The sequence below is a fragment of the Psychrobacter sp. CX18 genome (assembly GCF_057396215.1).
In genome coordinates this window covers 135,899-155,455 of record NZ_JBXYJH010000003.1, presented here as the reverse complement: position 1 = coordinate 155,455, position 19,557 = coordinate 135,899, and the positions used below count along the sequence as shown (strand labels likewise).

Sequence of the window (19,557 nt, the reverse complement as noted above, 5' to 3'; positions counted from 1 at the left end):
TATTTAATATGGCAAGCATATTTGCTCATCAAAGTCTCTCGCTTCGTAAAACAGCAGCGGTACTATTAGTTGCTATGATTTTAATGTTGCTAGACAGCAAAAGCCCTGATTGGTTTACACCTTTACGGGGAGCTAGTCATGCCGCAATGCAGCCCCTTTATCAAATGTCTGTATTACCTAGCTTTGTCAATCATTGGGCTGATGGGACCTTGAAGAGTAAAGAGGCATTGCGTCGTGAAAATATCCAATTGCATGCACAATTGCTTCATGCTCAAGCCAAACTACAACAGCAAGACTATATTTTAGCTCAGAATGCACGTTTACAAGGTATTTTGTCTACAACCAAGCCTGATCAGTATGAGTTAAATCTTGCTCAAGTTATTGGTACCGATACAAACCCTCTTAAACAGATAGTTGTTATTAACAAAGGCAGTAAAGATGGTGTCGAAGTAGGTCAAACTGCTATCGATGAAAATGGTATTTTGGGTCAAATCATTAATGTTTATCCAGATACTAGCCGCTTACTGCTCATTACTGATGAGTTGCAGTCTGTTTCAGTTACCGTAAGGCGCACGGGCCAAAGGGCGATTGTCACTGGTACAGGTTCCCCAAGTTCACTAAAATTGGACTATATATTTAAGACGTCTGATATTCGAGTGGGAGATGAGCTAATTTCATCAGGCTTAGGAGGACGTTTTCCTGCAGGCTATAGAGTAGGGCGTATTGAGTATATCAATCCGCAACAGAACGACAACTTTATGAATATAGAAGTGGCGCCTGCTGCTGATTTTGTTAACAGCTCCTATGTGTTGATTATGCAAGATAGTGAAAATGCACCTAATTTTACAAATGATAGTTTTACAGGATCTTTAGAGTTAACTGATATGCCTTATGTACCAGTTAATCGATCTACTGAACCATAACTTACACAACACTTTAATGTATACACCTTATTAGTGGCGATTGTTTTGTGACAGTCTATTACCGAACTGCCTGCCACTTTATAATGAGCGTTATTAATAGCTGATATTAGCTGATGGCGGTTCATTAATAAGCGCTACCGGTATCATAATGAAAACTCGTTTAAGTCCTATACAGACTGTACTGATCGTTATCGTAAGTTTTGTCATTGCCTCTGTTGTTAATATTTATCCCCTTAGTTTACAATCTTCGATATTGCGTCCAATGGCGCTTATTATGGTGCTTGCATTTTGGCTGATTTTTAAGCCTCGCTATGTGGGAGTCGGCACGGCATTTGCGATAGGTATTATTGCAGACTTACTGTTAGATACCCGTCTAGGTCAACAGGCGTTTTCTGCTACTTTAATGGCTTTCTCAATTCGACTAATGGTGCGCTATATTAGGCAACTAAATCTGTCGCTAGCTTGGATACTAGCTTCGGCTGGTTTAATAGTATTTCAATTAAGCCTTTGGACAGTACAATATTTGACTCAAAATATTTTTTTCACTCCTGCAATATTCAGCCTACTAATCAGTATTGCCGCTTGGCCTGTAGTATTTCTGGCACTCATTCGCTTTATTAGATAGACGTCGAGAGTTATATAAACACAACATCTACGTCTCTTTATTTAGGCCAGTTATTTAAAATCCAGTAGTGTTTAAAATAATCAGCCTTTTAAATGTCATTTTATGAATGGGGGATATGCCCTAGTTTAGTGACTCGTAACTCTATGAGGCGCTGTCACATTTTGGCGTCTTACTATTTTTAGATTAAATGAGCTTACCTAAAAGAAAAAAATATTTGAATGTTCAACAGACTCTAGATATGGCAATTTTATGATTGAAATTATTTTGGCATCCACCTCGCCACGAAGACAACAACTGTTAGGTTTATCAGGTATGAAGTTTGTCACATTTTCAGTAGATGTGGATGAGACTGTTAGACCCAATGAATTGCCCCAAGATTATATCGTGAGAATGGTAGAAGCTAAAGCGCAACAAGCTTGCAAGCAACTGTTTGATACGGCAAAAGAAAATAATCCATCAAACATAAATAAGACAGATGTGAACAATCCTCATAGCTCTAAATTAATTATCACCGCTGATACCATAGGCGTGTTGCCAGATGGTAAGTCTATTTTGATTAAGCCGAGGGATAAGACAGATGCGTTCGCTATGTGGCGTAGCATGTCAGGCGTACAACATGCGGTGTGGACAGCTGTAAAATTAACATTTGTTAATGAGCAGGGTAATGTTAGCTTTCATGATACTATTTTAGAGAAAACTGAGGTCAAGTTTATACCCTTAGACGAAAAAGCTATGGAAAATTATTGGCAGACAGGAGAGCCTGTAGACAAAGCTGGAGGGTATGCTATTCAAGGCAAGGGAGCATGTTGGGTAGAGCGGATTAATGGGAGTTATACCAATGTTGTAGGGTTGCCATTGGCCCAAACCTTACAAGCGATTGAGCAAATCACTCAACAACAGAATAATTTAAATTCATTATAAGGCATTGAAGGGTTAAGCTTAGTTTCCACACAGATATACACAACCCCTATATAACAATTTGCCAAACTCAATGGTACACTGTCAATCTTCAAAGATTAGAACAAACGATTAGAACAAACCATGATCATGATATAGGTTGTGAAACAGCCCGCGTTACACCTTATAGTCAACCGTTAGCATCTAAAATATTAGCATCTAAAATAATTGGTAATAAGTATCCTCGTTACGCTTAACATCAAAATACAATCATCTCAATAAAAAATAAAAGGTCTGCTATGTCAGAAGAGCTACTCATCAATGTCAGTCCAATGGAATCTCGGGTCGCAGTCTTAGACAACGGCGTGGTCAGCGAGGTTTATATTGAACGGCATAATAAGCTTGGACTGGTAGGAAATATTTATCTGGGTACAGTGGTTCGTGTCTTACCTGGAATGCAGGCGGCATTCGTTGAAATTGGACAATCACGTACCGCTTTTTTACACGTTAATGATATGCGGCGTGTTGCACGTGCTTCTCCTCAGAAGACGGCATCTCCATCTGTAGCACGGCACAAGACGAAGCATGAACCTAGTATCTTGGCAAGTATGCCAGTCGATCGCTATGAGCATATTGCCGAAAATAATACCGATATTGAAGATAGTGAGTGTGCCGATAAGGCTTCAAATTCTGAATCATCACCTTCCACCACATCCCCAAATATTACCTCAACCACAGAGGCATCAGCGGCATTACATTATGCAGATCAGGATTCTTCTTTAAGTCTTGATGATAACAACGCTGCCACTATCACTAGCAAAATACAGCCTGAAAGCAATGGTCTTAGTGAAAAGCAGTCAGCAATGGCAGATGAATTGGATAATCTGCAAAATGACTTATTAGATAATAGCTTATATGACGAAGCAACTAGCGAGGTAACAAGCGGCGCAACTAGGGACGCAACAAGTGACGACGATTCCCCAGATATCGTTGGAAATGCCATTACTAAAGCAGATGTCAAGTCTGCACCAGTTAAAGAGCGTAAGGTTATTGAGCCCCCTAGACATGAGCTGATTCAGTATCGTCTGCAAGAAGGTCAAAAAATCTTAGTGCAAGTGACTAAGGATCAGTTAGGAACAAAAGGGGCAAGGTTAACCACAAATATATCTCTGCCGTCTCGCTACTTAGTCTATCTGCCCTCAAGCGAGCACATAGGTATTTCACAACGTATTGATAATGAAGAGGAGCGCCACCGTTTAAAAACGGAGCTTGCGTCACTGATGCAGACGGTCAACTTAACGGGTGGCCTTATCGCAAGGACAGCAGCTGAGCGCGTGCCAGTTGCCAAACTTGAAGAAGATATTTATTATCTGGTCCAGCTATGGCGCACCATCCAAGCGCGTAAAGATGCCTCAGCGATCAGCAGTCAGCCTGCAGTACTCATTTATCAAGAGTTATCATTACCGCTTCGCTCGATCCGCGATCTGGTGCATCCCGATACTGAAAAGGTCATAGTTGATCATGAAGGGATGTACAATGAGGTGCGGCAGTTTGCTAAGGAGTTTGTACCCTTTATTTATCCGCGTATTATTCCATATTCGGGTGAGCAGCCTTTATTTGATGTCCACCGCGTTGAGGAGGATTTAAGAGATGCCCTCAAACGAAGAGTCGATTTAAAATCAGGTGGCTACTTGATTATTGATCAGACAGAAGCAATGACAACCATCGATGTCAATACAGGCTCGTTTGTGGGTGGGCGCTCACTTGAGGATACCGTCTATAAGACTAATCTTGAAGCAACACATGCGATTGCAAGACAGCTACGATTACGCAATTTAGGTGGGATTATCATTCTTGATTTCATTGATATGCTTGAGCAAGAACATAAAGACGATGTGTTAGAAAATTTGCAACACCAGCTGTCACAAGATTATGCCAAAACTAAAATCACTCAGGTAAGCGAGTTGGGGTTGGTTGAGATGACTCGCAAGAGAACCCGCGAATCATTAGAACAACAGCTGTGTGAGCCTTGTAAAACTTGCGGTGGTAAAGGATTTATCAAAACAGCAGAAACGGTTTGTTTTGAAATATTTCGAGAGATTATGCGCTGTGCTCGTACGTATAATTCTCCGAAGAAGTTCACGGTGGTAGCGCATGCGTCTGTTATTGATTTATTATTGTCTTCAGAGGCAGACACTGTGGCAGATCTTGAGTATTTACTAGGACGCGTGATTACCTTTGAAGTCGAAAATCTATATACGCAAGAGCAATATGATATTGTACTCGACTAAGTTCAAGCGTTTGATATCTTTAAAAGAGTCAACCTCTCATTAATTTTTTATATTGGTCTTGCAATTTATTGCAAGCTCTGTATAATACATTCCACTGAATTTATATGAGCGTTTCAAGTCAGTGTCATGCAAATATGGCAGCATATTTAGCAATTAACACATAAAAATCTTGACGTTAATACAGCCGAAGCATCGTTTTTGGCACTAATTTCATTCTTCTTTGCTACCTTCCGATTTTGGAAATGGTGGGCAAGGATTAAATTTATTTTGTTTTTTGAAAATGTTGAGTGTGATTAGCATCACGATTTAACCAAAAAATAAATCATTTATATAACGGCTATTTATCATTAAAAACCTATTGAAGGCTATTAATAATGATAAAACCACTTATTAGGAGCTTGCTGGCATGGCTAACCAGAGAATCCGTATCCGACTAAAATCTTTTGATCATAGATTAATCGATCAGTCGGCACAAGAGATTGTCGATACCGCAAAGCGCACTGGTGCGCAAGTTTGTGGTCCTGTACCGTTGCCTACTCGCATTGAGCGTTTCAACGTCCTAACCTCGCCACACGTCAATAAAGACGCGCGAGATCAGTACGAGATTCGTACTCACAAGCGTATGCTTGACATCGTGCAACCTACTGATAAAACCGTAGATGCATTGATGAAGTTGGACTTGGCTGCTGGTGTAGACGTTCAAATCGCATTGGGTTAATCAAAGGCGCGTCAATAATTAAGCGTAATGATTAATATAGCGCGACTTTTAGATATTACCCCAAACTATTAATTGAAGATATTAAAGAGGTTTAACATGGCGATCGGTTTAGTCGGTAAGAAATGCGGCATGACCCGTGTCTTCACTGAAACAGGCGCTTCTATTCCTGTAACAGTCGTTGAGGTCGATGCAAACCGCATTACTCAAATCAAAACGAATGACACTGACGGCTATCAAGCCATCCAAGTCACCACAGGTGAGCGTCGTGACAGCCGCGTAACAGCAGCACAAAAAGGTCACTTTGCCAAAGCCGGCGTAAAAGCAGGACGTGGTGTATGGGAATTTCGTGTTACAGAAGAAGAGCTAGAAGGACGTGAAGCTGGCGGTGAAATTGCTGCTGACCTATTTGAAGCAGGGCAACTTGTTGATGTTACAGGTCAAAGTAAAGGTAAAGGCTTCCAAGGTGGCGTAAAGCGTCATAATTTTAGTATGCAAGATGCGACTCATGGTAACTCTATTTCGCATCGTGTACTAGGGTCAACAGGTCAGAACCAAAGCCCAGGTAAAGTTTTCAAAGGTAAGAAAATGCCAGGGCAAATGGGTAACAAACAAGTTACCGTTCAAGGACTTGAAGTCGTGTCAGTAGACGCTGAAAAAGGTCTTCTCGTCATTAAAGGTGCCGTACCTGGTGCCAATGGTGGCGATGTCATCGTACGTCCGTCAATCAAAGCCTAAGCAAGGGGATTAACGTGAATTTAAAAACTGTTACAGGCGCAGCGGTTGAGCTGTCTGACACGGCATTTGGTCGTGAATTCAACGAAGCCCTCGTTCACCAGGTCGTCACTGCTTATTTAGCAGGCGCACGTCAAGGTACCCGCGCACAAAAGACTCGTGCTGAAGTTTCTGGCGGTGGTATCAAGCCATGGCGTCAGAAAGGTACAGGTCGTGCTCGCGCAGGCTCTATTCGTAGCCCTATCTGGCGTAGTGGTGGTCGAGCATTTGCTGCCAAACCACAAGATTGGTCACAAAAAGTGAACCGTAAAATGTATCGTGGTGCTATGCAGTGTATTTTAGCTGAATTAGTTCGCCAAGATCGTCTTATTTTAGTGGATGAAATAACTGTTTCAGCTCCAAAGACAAAAGAGCTGATAAGCAAATTGGCAGAACTTAATGCACCTAAAGCATTAATCGTGACCAATGAAGTTGATGAAAACCTTTATTTAGCAGCTCGTAACATTCCACATGTGAATGTACTAGGCACTAATGAAGTGGATCCTGTTAGCTTGATTGCGTTTGATAAAGTCATCATGTCTGTTGACGCAGCGAAACAATTTGAGGAAGCACTAGCATGAATAACGCAAGACTTTATCAGGTCTTAAAAGGGCCTGTGTTCTCAGAAAAATCTCAGCTGCTAGGTGACTCGCTAGGTGTACAAGTATTTAAAGTAGATAAGAATGCCACTAAGCGTGAAATCAAAAAAGCAGTCGAGTTAATGTTTGATGGTGTTGAAGTAACTAAAGTAAACACATTAAATGTTAAAGGTAAGACGAAGCGTTTTGGTAAAAATATCGGCCGTCGTAATGACTATAAAAAGGCCTATGTTACCTTAAAAGCTGGTCAAGCAGCTGTTCAAAATGGTCAAATGGCTGATGCTGGTGAAGAGGTTGCAGATACTGCAGCATCGACTAGCGAAACAGCGAACAACGAATAAGGATACAAATTATGCCTATCGTAAAAGCAAAGCCAACATCACCAGGTCGCCGTTTTGTTGAGAAAGTGGTGCATCCACACCTTTATAAAGGTCGTCCGCATGCTCCACTTGTTGAAGCACAAGGCAAATCAGGTGGTCGTAATAATAATGGTCGTATAACCTCACGTCATATCGGTGGTGGGCACAAGCAACACTATCGTATTATCGACTTTAAACGTACTAAAGACAATATCCCAGCGACAGTAGAGCGTATTGAATACGATCCTAACCGTACTGCTCATATTGCATTACTTAAGTACGCTGATGGTGAGCGTCGTTATATTATTGCACCTAAGAAATTACAAGTTGGTGATTCAGTGATGTCTGGCGAGACTTCTCCAATTCGTCCAGGTAACTGTCTACCCCTTAAGAATATCCCAGTAGGTACGACGATCAGTAATATCGAACTTAAAATTGGTAAAGGCGCTCAACTTGCGCGTTCAGCCGGTGCTTCAGTTCAGTTACTCGGCAAAGATGGCATTTATGCTATTTTACGTTTACGTTCTGGTGAAACTCGCCGTGTACACATTAATTGCCGTGCAGTCATTGGTGAAGTTTCTAATACTGAAAATAACCTAAAATCACTTGGTAAAGCAGGTGCATCACGTTGGCGTGGTGTTCGCCCAACGGTTCGCGGTACAGCGATGAACCCAGTCGATCACCCACATGGTGGTGGTGAAGGTCGTACAATGGGTAAACATCCAACAACGCCATGGGGTCAGAAGACCAAAGGTCTTAAAACGCGTTCTAACAAGCGTACTGACAGTATGATCATCCGTCGCCGTCGCGCCAAGAAGAAATAAAGGAAAAATTTCATGCCTCGTTCATTGAAAAAAGGTCCATTCATTGATGCGCATCTGTTTGCCAAAGTAGAAACTGCTATCGAGTCTAACTCTCGCAAGCCAATTAAAACTTGGTCACGTCGCTCGATGATTTTACCACAAATGGTTGGTCTAACTATTTCTGTTCATAATGGCCGTACTCACGTACCGGTTATTATTAGTGAGCAAATGGTTGGCCATAAACTAGGTGAATTTGCCCCGACTCGCACATACCGCGGTCACGGCATTGACAAGAAAGCAAAAAAATAAGGTGCTCACTATGGAAGTAACTGCAAAATTACGCGGTGCCGCCATTTCGGCACAGAAAGTTCGACTTGTCGCAGATGAAGTTCGTGGTAAGTCTATCGAGCGTGCTTTGGATATCCTTGCGTTCAGCAACAAAAAAGGCGCAGTATTTGTCAAGAAATGTCTTGAATCTGCAATCGCCAATGCTGAGCACAACCACGGTCTAGATATTGATACCCTAAAAGTATCAACTATCTATGTGGATGAAGGCATCACGCTAAAGCGTATCCTACCACGTGCAAAAGGTCGTGCTGATCGTATCAGTAAGCGTACCTGTCACATCACAGTTAAGGTAGGAGAATAATTCATGGGACAAAAAGTACATCCAATCGGAATTCGTCTTGGTGTTGTCAAAAAGCACAACGCTAACTGGTATGCAGACCCTAAGCAATACTCTGAATATCTTTTAAATGACATTCAAGTACGTGATTATCTTCGCAAAAAGCTAGATAACGCTATGATAAGCCATATCATGATTGAGCGCCCTACGGGTGCCGCTAAAATCACGATTTCAACGGCGCGTCCTGGTATTGTTATCGGAAAAAAAGGTGAAGATATTGAGAAGTTACAGAAAGAGTTGACCAACATGATGGGTGTTCCTGCTCAGGTTAATATCGAAGAAATTACTTCTCCTGACTTAGATGCTCGACTAGTTGCTGAAGGTATTGCAAGTCAATTAGAACGCCGTGTTATGTTCCGTCGTGCTATGAAACGTGCGGTTCAAAACAGTATGCGTTCTGGTGCTCAAGGTATTAAAGTTGAATTGTCTGGTCGTTTAGGCGGTGCAGAGATTGCTCGTACTGAGTGGTATCGTGAAGGTCGTGTACCTTTACATACGCTTCGTGCAGATATTGACTATGCATCGGTTCGTGCTGAGACTACCTACGGAACTATCGGTGTTAAAGTATGGATTTTCCGTGGTGAAATTCTTGATGGTATGGATAGTGTTTACAATCCTCCAAAGAAAGAAGATAAGCCTCGTGCCCCTAAGCGCCGCGGACGTGGAAACCGTCGTTCAGACAGAGCAAACACAGATAGAGGTTAAGCTATGTTACAACCAAAACGTACCAAATTTCGTAAAATGCATAAAGGGCGTAACACGGGTTTAGCACATCGTGGAAGCACCGTTGCATTTGGTCAATTTGGCCTTAAATCAGTTGGTCGCGGTCGTATGACCGCTCGTCAAATTGAAGCGGCTCGTCGTACTATTACTCGTAAGGTTAAGCGCGGTGGTAAGATCTGGATCCGTGTATTCCCTGATAAGCCAATTACTGAAAAGCCATTAGAAGTTCGTATGGGTAAAGGTAAAGGTCCTGTTGAGTACTGGGTATGCGAAATCAAACCAGGTAAAATGCTTTATGAGATCGAAGGGGTTTCAGAAGAGTTAGCACGTGAAGCGTTTACGCTTGCTGCGGCTAAGCTTCCCTTCAAAACTACCATTGTTAAGCGGACGATAATGTAATGAAGATCAGTGAATTACGTGAAAAATCAGTAGAAGAGCTGACTGGATTACTAGATGAGAAGCAGCTTGATGCCTTTCGTCTTCGTATGGCCAAAGCCACCGGTCAACTAGGTAGCACCCACGAAGTCAGAGCAAATCGCCGTGCGATTGCTAAAATCAAGACTTTGATTAATGAAAAACAAAGAGGCGCCTAATGAGTGACGATATTCAACAAACCGAACAATCGGGCACAGATGTAGGTATTGTTACTGGTAAGGTTGTCAGTAACAAGATGGAAAAGTCTATTACAGTATTGGTTGAACGTAAAGTTCGCCATCCTCTGTATGGTAAGCAGATCCGTCGTTCTACAAAGATTAAAGCCCATGACGAAGACAATGTCTGTAATGAAGGGGACGTGGTTCGCATCGTTGAAACCCGCCCAATCTCTAAGACTAAAGCTTGGAAGTTACTAGACGTTGTTGAAACAGCTAAAAAAATATAAGCAAATTGCAATTGGCTTTAATTACTGGTAAAATACGCCCCCTTGTGGTAACACTAAGTGAGCGCTTTATTTAAGTGTTAATTATATAAAGTTATTTTACACAGTAGTTAACGCCTTTTCGCATATGATTGGAGTAACGCAATGATTCAGACTGAAACAATTCTGGAAGTTGCAGATAATAGTGGTGCACGACGCGTTCAATGTATCAAGGTTTTAGGCGGTTCACATCGCCGTTATGCCTCTGTCGGCGACATCATTAAAGTATCTGTGAAAGAAGCAATACCGCGTGGTCGTGTTAAAAAAGGCGATGTTATGAATGCTGTGGTTGTACGTACCAAAAAAGGTGTACGTCGTCCAGATGGTTCAGTCCTTCGCTTTGACGATAATGCTGCTGTGTTGCTTAACCAGAATAAAGCCCCGATTGCCACTCGTATCTTTGGGCCGGTAACTCGTGAACTACGTGGTGATCAATTCATGAAGATTGTATCACTAGCACCAGAAGTACTGTAGAGGTAACCCATGGCTAAATTACGTAAAGGCGACAATGTTATTGTTATTGCTGGGAAAGACAAAGGCAAACAAGGCGTTGTGCTAGCGGTAAAAAATGACCGTATTAAAGTAGAAGGCATTAACATTGTCACTAAACATCAAAAGCCTAATGCGGCAACTGGTGTTGAAGGTGGCATTCTTAAGCAAGAAGCATTTTTACATATCTCTAACGTCGCAATTTTTAATGCGCAAACCCAAAAAGCTGATCGTATTACTTACCAGTTTGACGAAAATGGCAATAAGCAACGTGTCTATCGTTCAAATGGTGAAGTAGTGGCGACTGCGTAAAACACTAAGGGTGTAATAGCAATGGCTAGATTAAAATCATTATACAATGACAAATTAAAGCAACAGATTCAAGATGATTTGGGCTTAAAAAATGTCATGCAAGTACCAAAGATCACCAAAATTACTCTTAATATGGGTGTTGGCGGTGCTTCTCAAGATAAAAAGATTTTGGAAGGTGCCGTGGCTGATATGACGGCAATTGCCGGTCAGAAACCAGTCGTCACTAAAGCACGTAAATCTGTCGCAGGCTTTAAAATTCGTGAAGAATGGCCAATTGGTTGTAAAGTGACACTTCGTGGCGAGCAAATGTATGAGTTTTTAGATCGTCTCATTGCTATCGCAATCCCACGTATCCGTGACTTCCGTGGTTTTTCTCCAAAAGCATTTGACGGACGCGGTAACTACTCGTTAGGTATCAAAGAGCAAATCGTTTTCCCAGAAGTTGACTATGATAAAATTGATCGCCTTCGTGGGCTTGATATCACTATCACGACATCTGCTCAGACCGACGAGCAGGGTCGCGCACTGCTTAAAGCATTCGGCTTCCCATTCAAATAGGAATAAAGCATTATGGCAAAAAAGAGCATGATTAATCGCGAATTAAAGCGCGAGAAAATGGTTGCTAAGTATGCTGAGAAGCGTGCGAAGCTTAAGGCAATCATAAGTGACATGAACGCAAGTGATGAAGAGCGAATGGAAGCCATTCTTGAACTTCAATCACTACCGCGTAACTCGTCTCCAGTAAGATTACGTAACCGTTGTGGTGTTACTGGTCGTCCTCATGGTTACTTCCGTAAGTTTGGTTTATCCCGTAACATTTTACGCGAGCGCGTAATGCAAGGTGATGTACCAGGCGTTCGTAAAGCAAGTTGGTAAGGGAGTAATACTATGAGTATGCAAGATACCGTTGCAGATATGCTAACCCGTATTCGTAACGCACAAATGGCACGTAAAGTTTCAGTCGCTATGCCAAGCTCAAAACTACGTAAGTCAATTGCTGATTTACTAGTTTCAGAAGGTTACATAGCATCTGCTGAAGTAACTGATGAAGGTAATGGCAAAGCAACATTAAGTATTGAATTAAAATACTATGAAGGCAAGCCTGTTATTGAAGTAATCAAACGCTTTAGTCGTCCAGGACTTCGTCAATACCGTGGTAAGGATTCAATCCCGTCGGTACAGCAAGGTTTAGGTGTGGCTATCGTATCTACCAGCCAGGGCATCATGAGTGATCGTGCTGCGCGCGCTGCTGGTATTGGTGGCGAGATCATCGCATTTGTCGCCTAAATTTTAATTTGTATTATTTAGCTTTTTAAAACACTGTTAATCAGTTATAATAGGCGCCTTTATTTAGGCCTCTATTAACTCTAATAGTAAAAGCTTGAGTAATATAGAGCTGATTATTTAAATTAACAGGCCTAGTGCCTGTTAATTTTTTCGTAATCATTCGTTATTTATCTGTTATTAAAGGATATTCCTATGTCTCGTGTGGCTAAAGCCCCAGTAACACTGCCTAAAGGCGTAAGTGTTACTTTGAACGGTCAGCAGGTTGAAGTTAAAGGCAGCAAAGGTACAATGTCTTTACACCTGCATGATTTGGTCGAGCTAAAACAAGAAGATGATCAACTGATCTTATCACCTGTTTCTGACTCAAAAGATGCGTGGATGCACACTGGTACAATGCGTTCTACGTTAAACAACTATATTATCGGTGTTTCTGATGGTTTTGAAAGAAAACTTCAGTTGATTGGTGTTGGTTACCGTGCTCAAGTTGCTGGTAATAAAGTAACATTGAACGTTGGTTACTCACACCCAGTCGAATATACACTGCCAGAAGGTGTTACTGCTGAAACGCCAAGCCAAACTGAAATCGTTTTAAAATCAAACGACAAACAAGCTTTGGGTCAAGCTGCTGCGAAAATCCGTGGATATCGTCCACCTGAACCATATAAAGGTAAAGGTATTCGTTACAGTGACGAGCATGTGGTTCGTAAAGAAGCTAAGAAAAAATAAGGTGAAATGACATGTTTGATAAGAAAGCTGCTCGCTTACGTCGAGCTAAAAAAACACGTGCCCACATCCGCTATTTGGGTGTGCATCGGTTAGTAGTTAACCGTACTCCACGCCATATCTATGCTCAGATCATTTCTCCAACCGGCGGAGAAGTTTTAGCTCAAGCGTCGACGCTTGATGAAACATTGCGTTCTGGTGCTACTGGTAACGTTGAAGCAGCGACAGCTGTGGGTAAACTTATTGCTGAACGTGGTAAGTCTGCTGGTATCACTAAAGTCGCCTTTGACCGCAGTGGTTTTAAATACCATGGTCGTGTTAAAGCATTGGCAGAAGCCGCTCGTGAAAATGGATTGGAGTTTTAATCATGGCTAAAGTAGAACAAAACGACGGATTAGTAGAAAAATTAGTTTCTGTTGACCGTGTATCGAAAGTAGTTAAAGGTGGTCGTATCTTTTCATTTACTGCATTAACAGTAGTAGGTGATGGTAATGGTCGTGTTGGATTTGGACGTGGTAAAGCTCGCGAAGTGCCAGCAGCCATCCAAAAGGCACTTGAAGCTGCAAAACGTAACATGATCACAGTAGATCTTGATGGTGTTACGTTACAGCATCCTATCGTAGCCCGTCATGGGGCTAGTAAAGTTTATATGCAGCCTGCTAATGAAGGTACTGGTGTTATTGCCGGTGGTGCTGTTCGTGCAGTGCTTGAATCTGCTGGTGTGGAAAACGTATTGACTAAGTGCTATGGTTCAACGAACCCAACCAACGTAGTTCGTGCGACTTTTAATGGTTTACGCGATATGTCTTCTCCTGAAAAGGCGGCTGCCAAACGTGGTAAATCTGTTGAAGAGATCTTGGGCTAACCATTTTTAAATATATATAGTAGGTGAGTTACGATGAAAACAATGAAAGTTACTCAAATTAAATCTGGTGCCCATCGCCTTAAAAGCCATAAAGCTTGTCTTATGGGGCTAGGTTTACGCCGTATCGGACAAACAGTCGAAGTTGAAGACACCCCTTCAACCCGTGGAATGGTGAATCGCATCAATTACATGGTTAAAGTGGAGGAAGCGTAATGGGACTTAAATTAAACGAATTATCACCAGGTGTTGGTGCTAAGAAAACAGCCCACCGTAAAGGTCGTGGTATCGGTTCTGGTCTTGGCAAAACAGGTGGACGTGGTGTTAAAGGTCAGAAGTCACGTTCAGGGTCAGGCGTTCGTCGCGGATTTGAAGGTGGTCAAATGCCTTTATTCCGCCGAGTACCTAAATTTGGCTTTACTAGCCAGATGGCAATGACAACGGCAGAAGTACGTCTATCAGAGCTTAACAAGATTGATGGTGACGTAGTGAGCGTTGAAACCCTTAAAGCATCAAACATTATCCGTCATGATATGAAACGCGCGCGTATCATCTTGTCTGGCGAGATTACTAAAGCTTATACATTTAAAGGTGTTAAAGTGACCAAAGGTGCTAAAGCGGCTATTGAAGCTGCTGGTGGCACAGTTGAGGAAACTGAGGAGTAATTTAAATGGCTAAGCAATCTGGGCCTACCTCTGCTATTCCTATGAATCCACTTGCGTTTATTCGTAAGTATGATGAGCTTTGGAATCGCTTGTTGTTCTTAATGGGGGCGTTGGTTGTTTACCGTTTGGGTTCACATATCCCAGTACCTGGAATAAATCCAAATAGCCTAGCTGAACTTTTCTCTAGAAACGAAAACACCATCTTGAGCATGTTTAACATGTTTTCAGGGGGTGCGTTAGAGAGAATGTCAATTATGGCTTTAGGAATTATGCCTTATATTTCTGCCTCTATTATTGTGCAAATGATGTCAGCGGTATTGCCATCACTTGAGGCTTTAAAAAAAGAGGGAGAGGCTGGTCGACGTAAACTGAATAAGTATACACGGCAGGGCACTCTCTTTTTGGCATCAATTCAAGCCATTTTCATGTGTACTGGACTGATTAGTCAAAATCTGACCTTATCCTCTGGATTGACGTTTTATATCCCTGCTGTCAGTTCACTTGTTGCAGGTGCCATGTTTTTGATGTGGCTCGGTGAGCAAATAACAGAGCGCGGTGTCGGCAATGGCATATCCATGCTTATTTTTGCCAGTATAGTATCAAGTGTTCCTAGTATGCTAGGTCAATCTTTTGATATGGTTAAGAACGACCCTCAAAGTCTCATCATTTTACTCGTATTTGCTGTTTTGGGTATTGCAGTGACTGCTGGTATTGTTTATATAGAAAGAGCCCAACGTCGAATTCCGGTTAACTATGCGCAAAAACAGCAATTAGGTCGTAAAGTTTACGCAAATCAACAGTCTCATTTACCACTAAAGATTAATATGGCGGGTGTTATTCCCGCAATTTTTGCTAGTGCTCTGTTGATGTTTCCAGCAAGTTTGGGTCAATGGGTAGGTAACTCAGCTGATCCTAGTATGTGGCAGCAGTTTTTGCAAACGATGTCATTAGTTTTAGCTCCGGGTCAGCCTCTTTACCTAGTCCTATTTGGTGCGATGATTATCTTTTTCTGTTATTTCTATACCGCATTGGTTTTTAGTCCTCATGATGTTGCAGAAAATTTAAAACGTAGCGGGGCATATATACCTGGTATTCGACCTGGCATGCAAACCCAGCGTTATCTAGATCACGTACTAAATCGACTTACCTTTATTGGTGCGATTTATATGACTGTGATTTGTTTAATGCCAATGTTATTACAGTCCTCATTTGGTATACCATTCCATTTAGGTGGTACCTCATTATTAATTATGGTTGTTGTTGTGATGGACTTTATTTCACAATTACAGGCTCACTTAATGACACATCAGTATCATGATCAGACGCTTATTAAATAGTGTTTCAAAGAGATTTTGAAGCAAAGCGTTTGTTCTATAGGAGATAAGTATGAAAGTTCAAGCATCTGTAAAAAAGATTTGTGGTAGCTGCAAAGTAGTACGCCGTAAAGGTAAAGTACATGTTATTTGTAAAGCAGAACCACGTCATAAGCAACGTCAAGGTTAATCCTTAATTTGTATTTAATCAGTATTCAGAATACAAAGAATAGAGTTTATACTTGAATATTTATGGCGGATGAGTTATCATCCGCCACTTGCCGTCGTTTGCATAGTTTTTGATATTATATTTGGTAGTGACTGAATATAAAGTAATAACTAGTCAAATGGCACAATCTGAAACATAAGTCATAAGGCTATTCTTTTAGCCAAGACTCATTTTTCATAACTGGAGAGAAATCAATGGCTCGTATTGCCGGCGTCAACATTCCGGATAACAAGCATGCAGTGATTTCATTGACTTATATTTTTGGTATTGGTCGTACTACCGCTCAGCAGATTTTAGATGCGGTTGGTATAGAGCCTACGACAAAAATTAGTCAGTTAGATGACACGCAGCTTGATGCTATCCGTGCTCAAGTTGGTAACTACATGACTGAGGGTGACCTACGTCGTGAAGTTTCAATGAATATTAAGCGTTTGGTCGATTTAGGTTGTTACCGTGGTATTCGCCATCGTCGTAATTTACCTGTAAGAGGTCAAAACACGAAAAATAACGCTCGTACTCGTAAGGGTCCGATTCGTTCAATTAAAAGATAATTAACTTAGGAAGCTAAAAGATGGCAAAAGACACCCGTGGTCGTAAAAAAACGGCTCGTCGTTCGGTATCAGAGGGCGTAGCCCACATTCATGCGTCTTTTAATAACACCATTGTAACGATTACTGATCGTCAAGGTAATGCATTGGCTTGGGCCACCTCAGGTGGACAAGGCTTCCGTGGTTCACGTAAATCAACACCATTTGCAGCTCAGGTTGCCGCTGAAGTAGCTGGTAAAGCTGCTCAAGAATATGGTGTGAAAAATGTCGATGTTCTGGTTAAAGGTCCAGGACCGGGTCGTGAGTCTGCGGTAAGAGCTTTAGGTGCATTAGGTTATAAAATTAACAGCATATCTGATGTTACCCCAATCCCACACAACGGTTGCCGTGCGCCTAAAAAGCGTCGCGTTTAAACTATTATTACCCTATATTTTGCTATGTCGATAGAGAGTAGCAAATGTAAGGTGTGTGAATTAAGACGAAATTACCGTTACAAGTTACTATTAAGACGTAACTCAAGGAGACACAAGCATGGCCCGTTATATAGGTCCAAAATTAAAGTTGTCGCGTCGTGAAGGTACTGATTTACAATTAAAATCAGGTATTAAGCCTTATGATGTAAAGACTAAGAAAGCAGGTCGCGTGCCTGGTCAACATGGCAATACGCGCAATAAAGCTTCTGAATATTCATTACAGCTTCGTGAGAAGCAAAAAGTTAAGCGTATGTATGGCGTATTAGAGCGTCAGTTCGCTAACTATTATAAAGAATCTGCACGTGCACGTGGTGCAACTGGCGAACATCTATTGCAGATGTTAGAACGTCGTTTAGATAATGTTGTATATCGTATGGGTTTTGGCTCAACTCGTGCTGAAGCACGTCAGTTGGTAAGTCACCGTGCCATTATGCTAAAACGAGCTGGACGTGATGAATTTGTTCGTGTGAACATTCCATCAATTCAAGTTCAAGATGGTGATGTTATTGCCATTCACGAAAAAGCGAAAGAACAGTTACGTATTAAGAATGCTATCGAACTTGCTACTCAACGTGGTATCCCTGAATGGTTAGATGTTGATCATAGCAAAATGCAAGGTACATTTAAGCAAGCGCCAGATCGTATTGATCTACCTGCAGAAATCACCGAAAGCTTAATCGTTGAATTGTATTCTAAATAATCGCTAACAATAATTTGATTAACACATCGAGGTGACAATATGATGCTAAATGCTACCGAGTTTCTGACCCCTAATGCCATTAATGTGGATGCGGTGGACGAAACAAATGCAAAAGTCACGCTCGAGCCGTTAGAACGCGGCTTTGGGCATACCTTAGGTAATGCCCTTCGTCGTATTCTTTTATCTTCATTACCTGGTGCAGCTGTAATTGAAGCAGAAATTGAAGGTGTGGATCACGAATACTCTACCCTTGAAGGTCTGCAAGAAGATGTTTTAGATTTGCTTTTAAATCTCAAAGGTCTTGCAATTACTATGCATGATCAAAATGAAGTATTTTTAACTCTAGATAAGAAAGGTCCTGGTACCATCACTGCGGCAGATATTGATTTGCCTCACAATGTTGATATTGTAAACCCTGAATTAGTTCTAGGTACATTAGGTGATCGTGGTCATCTAAAAATGCGCTTACGTGTGGTTATGGGCCGTGGTTATGAGCCTGCTAATTTACGCCGTGAAGATGGTGACACTAAAGCAATCGGCCGTTTGAAATTGGATGCTAGCTTTAGCCCAGTTTCACGTGTGGCTTATCAAGTTGAAAATGCTCGTGTTGAACAGCGTACGGATCTTGATCGATTAATCATTGAATTAGAAACCAATGGTACGATTGATCCAGAAGAAGCAATTCGCAAAGCAGCAACAATTTTGCAGCAACAAATCTCAATTTTTGTAGATTTAGAAGCAGAAGAAGCGCCAGAGCCTGTGAAAGAAAAAGAAGAGGTTGACCCTGTGCTATTACGCCCAGTGGATGATCTTGAACTAACGGTTCGCTCAGCAAACTGTTTAAAAGCTGAAAACATTTACTATATCGGCGATTTGGTACAGCGTTCAGAAACTGAATTGCTTAAGACACCAAACTTAGGTAAGAAGTCATTAACCGAAATCAAAGACGTATTAGCGTCTAAAGGTCTTGAACTGGATATGCGCTTAGAGAATTGGCCACCAGCAGATCTACGTGTTGATGACCGCTTTTCTTATCGTAGCCGTTAAACTATAAAGGATATTTGACCATGCGACATCGTAAGAGTGGAGTTAAGCTGGGTCGCACCGGCAGCCATCGTAAGGCAATGTTCCAGAACATGACAAACTCATTGTTTGAACATGAACTGATTAAAACAACATTACCAAAAGCAAAAGAGCTTCGCCGTGTGGCTGAGCCTCTTATTACCTTGGCAAAAGAAGATTCAGTAGCTAACCGTCGTTTAGCATTCAGCCGTATGCGTGATAAAGCAATGGTTGGTAAGTTATTTAGTACATTAGCACCTCGTTATCAAGAGCGCCCAGGTGGATACATCCGTATCATCAAATGTGGCAATCGTGATGGTGATAATGCACCGATGGCATATGTTGAACTTGTTGATCGTGACTAATATTTTAAAATCCAATGTTTTTAAGGATAATGTTTTAGAAACATTGATTTTAAAAACATAGATTTTTAAAATAGATAGCAACATCGAGTTTGATTAACCGTCTGCTGTTAATACTAAAAACCTCGATAGCTTGGAAAATAATGTTTAAAACATTGTTTATTCTAGCTATTGAGGTTTTTTATTTTTACATGTTATTTAAAGTCACAAAGCAGCTACGGA

General features: G+C 41.4%; 32 protein-coding genes. All 32 read left to right on the top strand.

Annotated elements, in window-relative coordinates; genetic code table 11:
• Positions 1-8 precede the first annotated feature (8 nt).
• The 32 genes from mreC (at position 9) to rplQ (ending at position 19,338) form a co-directional block, all read left to right on the top strand.
• Positions 9-923 carry a rod shape-determining protein MreC gene (gene mreC, locus AC2SLT_RS02845; RefSeq protein ID WP_486546008.1) on the top strand — a complete coding sequence of 305 codons (915 nt, stop codon included), beginning with the start codon at positions 9-11 and terminating at the stop codon, positions 921-923.
• A gap of 148 nt (positions 924-1,071) precedes the next feature.
• Positions 1,072-1,548, top strand: a complete 477-nt coding sequence (gene mreD / locus AC2SLT_RS02840) for a rod shape-determining protein MreD (RefSeq protein ID WP_486546007.1) — start codon at positions 1,072-1,074, stop codon at positions 1,546-1,548.
• Positions 1,549-1,797: 249 nt separating this feature from the next.
• Complete coding sequence (locus tag AC2SLT_RS02835) at positions 1,798-2,469, top strand: Maf family protein (RefSeq protein ID WP_486546006.1); 672 nt, start codon at positions 1,798-1,800, stop codon at positions 2,467-2,469.
• Between the two features lie 275 nt (positions 2,470-2,744).
• Positions 2,745-4,736, top strand: coding sequence for an Rne/Rng family ribonuclease (locus AC2SLT_RS02830; RefSeq protein WP_486546005.1), 1,992 nt, complete (start codon positions 2,745-2,747; stop codon positions 4,734-4,736).
• A 406-nt stretch (positions 4,737-5,142) separates the two neighbouring features.
• Positions 5,143-5,454: a 30S ribosomal protein S10 gene (gene rpsJ / locus AC2SLT_RS02825; RefSeq protein ID WP_007394248.1), complete on the top strand. Its 312-nt coding sequence runs from the start codon at positions 5,143-5,145 to the stop codon at positions 5,452-5,454.
• Positions 5,455-5,550: 96 nt separating this feature from the next.
• Positions 5,551-6,189, top strand: a complete 639-nt coding sequence (rplC, locus tag AC2SLT_RS02820; RefSeq protein ID WP_486546004.1) for a 50S ribosomal protein L3 — start codon at positions 5,551-5,553, stop codon at positions 6,187-6,189.
• A gap of 14 nt (positions 6,190-6,203) precedes the next feature.
• Positions 6,204-6,806, top strand: coding sequence for a 50S ribosomal protein L4 (gene rplD / locus AC2SLT_RS02815; RefSeq protein ID WP_486546003.1), 603 nt, complete (start codon positions 6,204-6,206; stop codon positions 6,804-6,806).
• The gene (gene rplW, locus AC2SLT_RS02810) at positions 6,803-7,165 is read left to right on the top strand and encodes a 50S ribosomal protein L23 (RefSeq protein ID WP_486546001.1); all 363 of its coding nucleotides are present in this window, start codon (positions 6,803-6,805) and stop codon (positions 7,163-7,165) included. The genes rplD and rplW overlap by 4 nt, the downstream gene beginning before the upstream one ends.
• An 11-nt stretch (positions 7,166-7,176) precedes the next feature.
• Positions 7,177-8,007: a 50S ribosomal protein L2 gene (gene rplB / locus AC2SLT_RS02805; RefSeq protein WP_486545999.1), complete on the top strand. Its 831-nt coding sequence runs from the start codon at positions 7,177-7,179 to the stop codon at positions 8,005-8,007.
• Between the two features lie 12 nt (positions 8,008-8,019).
• The gene (gene rpsS / locus AC2SLT_RS02800) at positions 8,020-8,295 is read left to right on the top strand and encodes a 30S ribosomal protein S19 (RefSeq protein ID WP_486545998.1); all 276 of its coding nucleotides are present in this window, start codon (positions 8,020-8,022) and stop codon (positions 8,293-8,295) included.
• Positions 8,296-8,305: 10 nt separating this feature from the next.
• Positions 8,306-8,635, top strand: a complete 330-nt coding sequence (gene rplV / locus AC2SLT_RS02795) for a 50S ribosomal protein L22 (RefSeq protein WP_011959717.1) — start codon at positions 8,306-8,308, stop codon at positions 8,633-8,635.
• A 3-nt stretch (positions 8,636-8,638) separates the two neighbouring features.
• A complete protein-coding gene (gene rpsC / locus AC2SLT_RS02790; protein ID WP_486545996.1) occupies positions 8,639-9,376 on the top strand; it encodes a 30S ribosomal protein S3 in 738 nt (245 codons plus the stop codon).
• Between the two features lie 3 nt (positions 9,377-9,379).
• Positions 9,380-9,793 (top strand): 50S ribosomal protein L16, encoded by a 414-nt coding sequence (gene rplP, locus AC2SLT_RS02785; protein ID WP_486545995.1) that lies wholly within the window; start codon positions 9,380-9,382, stop codon positions 9,791-9,793.
• Positions 9,793-9,987: a 50S ribosomal protein L29 gene (gene rpmC / locus AC2SLT_RS02780; protein ID WP_486545994.1), complete on the top strand. Its 195-nt coding sequence runs from the start codon at positions 9,793-9,795 to the stop codon at positions 9,985-9,987. Before rplP ends, rpmC begins: the two co-directional genes overlap by 1 nt.
• Complete coding sequence (rpsQ, locus tag AC2SLT_RS02775; RefSeq protein ID WP_486545992.1) at positions 9,987-10,274, top strand: 30S ribosomal protein S17; 288 nt, start codon at positions 9,987-9,989, stop codon at positions 10,272-10,274. Before rpmC ends, rpsQ begins: the two co-directional genes overlap by 1 nt.
• A gap of 141 nt (positions 10,275-10,415) precedes the next feature.
• Complete coding sequence (gene rplN / locus AC2SLT_RS02770; RefSeq protein ID WP_007394238.1) at positions 10,416-10,784, top strand: 50S ribosomal protein L14; 369 nt, start codon at positions 10,416-10,418, stop codon at positions 10,782-10,784.
• Between the two features lie 9 nt (positions 10,785-10,793).
• The gene (gene rplX / locus AC2SLT_RS02765; protein ID WP_486545991.1) at positions 10,794-11,111 is read left to right on the top strand and encodes a 50S ribosomal protein L24; all 318 of its coding nucleotides are present in this window, start codon (positions 10,794-10,796) and stop codon (positions 11,109-11,111) included.
• 21 nt (positions 11,112-11,132) lie between these two features.
• The gene (rplE, locus tag AC2SLT_RS02760) at positions 11,133-11,669 is read left to right on the top strand and encodes a 50S ribosomal protein L5 (RefSeq protein ID WP_486545989.1); all 537 of its coding nucleotides are present in this window, start codon (positions 11,133-11,135) and stop codon (positions 11,667-11,669) included.
• Positions 11,670-11,681: 12 nt separating this feature from the next.
• Positions 11,682-11,987 carry a 30S ribosomal protein S14 gene (gene rpsN, locus AC2SLT_RS02755; protein WP_486545987.1) on the top strand — a complete coding sequence of 102 codons (306 nt, stop codon included), beginning with the start codon at positions 11,682-11,684 and terminating at the stop codon, positions 11,985-11,987.
• Positions 11,988-11,999: 12 nt separating this feature from the next.
• Positions 12,000-12,398, top strand: a complete 399-nt coding sequence (gene rpsH / locus AC2SLT_RS02750) for a 30S ribosomal protein S8 (protein WP_486545985.1) — start codon at positions 12,000-12,002, stop codon at positions 12,396-12,398.
• A gap of 192 nt (positions 12,399-12,590) precedes the next feature.
• Positions 12,591-13,124, top strand: coding sequence for a 50S ribosomal protein L6 (rplF, locus tag AC2SLT_RS02745; protein ID WP_486545984.1), 534 nt, complete (start codon positions 12,591-12,593; stop codon positions 13,122-13,124).
• A gap of 11 nt (positions 13,125-13,135) precedes the next feature.
• Positions 13,136-13,486, top strand: coding sequence for a 50S ribosomal protein L18 (gene rplR, locus AC2SLT_RS02740; RefSeq protein WP_486545983.1), 351 nt, complete (start codon positions 13,136-13,138; stop codon positions 13,484-13,486).
• 2 nt (positions 13,487-13,488) lie between these two features.
• Positions 13,489-13,986 (top strand): 30S ribosomal protein S5, encoded by a 498-nt coding sequence (rpsE, locus tag AC2SLT_RS02735; protein WP_486545981.1) that lies wholly within the window; start codon positions 13,489-13,491, stop codon positions 13,984-13,986.
• A 33-nt stretch (positions 13,987-14,019) separates the two neighbouring features.
• Complete coding sequence (gene rpmD, locus AC2SLT_RS02730; protein WP_486531042.1) at positions 14,020-14,199, top strand: 50S ribosomal protein L30; 180 nt, start codon at positions 14,020-14,022, stop codon at positions 14,197-14,199.
• On the top strand, positions 14,199-14,648 hold the full coding sequence (gene rplO / locus AC2SLT_RS02725; RefSeq protein WP_486545979.1) for a 50S ribosomal protein L15: 450 nt from the start codon (positions 14,199-14,201) through the stop codon (positions 14,646-14,648). Before rpmD ends, rplO begins: the two co-directional genes overlap by 1 nt.
• A 5-nt stretch (positions 14,649-14,653) precedes the next feature.
• Positions 14,654-15,985 carry a preprotein translocase subunit SecY gene (secY, locus tag AC2SLT_RS02720; protein WP_486545978.1) on the top strand — a complete coding sequence of 444 codons (1,332 nt, stop codon included), beginning with the start codon at positions 14,654-14,656 and terminating at the stop codon, positions 15,983-15,985.
• A gap of 49 nt (positions 15,986-16,034) precedes the next feature.
• Positions 16,035-16,151: a 50S ribosomal protein L36 gene (gene rpmJ / locus AC2SLT_RS02715; RefSeq protein ID WP_007394227.1), complete on the top strand. Its 117-nt coding sequence runs from the start codon at positions 16,035-16,037 to the stop codon at positions 16,149-16,151.
• A gap of 233 nt (positions 16,152-16,384) precedes the next feature.
• A complete protein-coding gene (gene rpsM / locus AC2SLT_RS02710; protein ID WP_486545976.1) occupies positions 16,385-16,741 on the top strand; it encodes a 30S ribosomal protein S13 in 357 nt (118 codons plus the stop codon).
• Positions 16,742-16,761: 20 nt separating this feature from the next.
• Positions 16,762-17,151, top strand: a complete 390-nt coding sequence (gene rpsK / locus AC2SLT_RS02705) for a 30S ribosomal protein S11 (RefSeq protein ID WP_486545975.1) — start codon at positions 16,762-16,764, stop codon at positions 17,149-17,151.
• A 118-nt stretch (positions 17,152-17,269) separates the two neighbouring features.
• Positions 17,270-17,911 carry a 30S ribosomal protein S4 gene (gene rpsD / locus AC2SLT_RS02700; protein ID WP_486545974.1) on the top strand — a complete coding sequence of 214 codons (642 nt, stop codon included), beginning with the start codon at positions 17,270-17,272 and terminating at the stop codon, positions 17,909-17,911.
• A 39-nt stretch (positions 17,912-17,950) separates the two neighbouring features.
• Positions 17,951-18,958 (top strand): DNA-directed RNA polymerase subunit alpha, encoded by a 1,008-nt coding sequence (locus AC2SLT_RS02695; protein WP_486545972.1) that lies wholly within the window; start codon positions 17,951-17,953, stop codon positions 18,956-18,958.
• A gap of 20 nt (positions 18,959-18,978) precedes the next feature.
• Complete coding sequence (gene rplQ, locus AC2SLT_RS02690) at positions 18,979-19,338, top strand: 50S ribosomal protein L17 (protein ID WP_486545970.1); 360 nt, start codon at positions 18,979-18,981, stop codon at positions 19,336-19,338.
• Positions 19,339-19,557: the final 219 nt, after the last annotated feature.